This is a genomic window from Nocardiopsis sp. TRM 82005 (assembly GCF_056312425.1).
The window spans coordinates 1-858 of record NZ_JBWDTQ010000074.1 but is presented as its reverse complement, the minus strand read 5'-3'; the positions used below and the strand labels follow the sequence as shown (position 1 = coordinate 858).

Here is an 858-nt window from a genome sequence, read left to right as displayed (position 1 = left end):
TCCTACACGTTCGGTTTCGAGGGCCCGGCCGTCACCATAGACACCGCGTGCTCCTCCTCCCTGGTCGCACTACACCAAGCAGTACACGCACTACGCTCGGGTGAGTGCTCCCTCGCCCTGGCCGGAGGCGTGGCGGTCATGGCCCAACCCTCCTCGTTCGTGGAGTTCTCCCGACAGCGCGGCCTGGCCCCCGACGGACGCTGCAAAGCCTTCGCCGCCGCAGCCGACGGCACCGGCTGGTCCGAAGGACTCGCCCTCGTCCTGGTCGAACGGCTCTCCGACGCCCGACGCCACGGCCACGAAGTACTCGCACTCATACGAGGCAGCGCCGTCAACCAGGACGGAGCCTCCAACGGACTCACCGCACCCAACGGCCCCTCACAACAACGCGTCATCCGCACCGCCCTCTCCCGAGCCGGCCTGGCCCCCACAGACGTAGACGCCATCGAAGCCCACGGCACGGGCACCCGACTCGGCGACCCCATCGAAGCCCAAGCACTCCTGGCCACCTACGGACAAGGACGCGATACCACCAACCCCCTGTGGCTGGGATCGCTGAAATCCAACATCGGCCACACCCAAGCCGCCGCCGGCGTAGCCGGCCTCATCAAAATGGTGCAAGCCATGCACCACGGAGTACTCCCACAAACCCTGCACGTGGACGAGCCCACACCAGAAGTGGACTGGACCTCGGGCACCGTGGAACTCCTCACCCACGCACGCCCCTGGACCACCAAGGAAGACACCCCCCGCCGCGCGGGAGTGTCCTCCTTCGGCGTGAGCGGAACCAACGCCCACGTCATCGTGGAACAACCCCCCGAACCCGCCAACACCACAACCCCGAACACCCAGACCCCG

1 protein-coding gene is annotated in these 858 nt (G+C 67.4%); it reads left to right on the top strand.

Translation table 11 applies throughout. From position 1 onward, the window contains the following. Positions 1 to 858 (top strand): beta-ketoacyl synthase N-terminal-like domain-containing protein (locus AC0T5L_RS27120; RefSeq protein ID WP_476168333.1); only part of this gene is annotated, 858 nt, incomplete at both ends.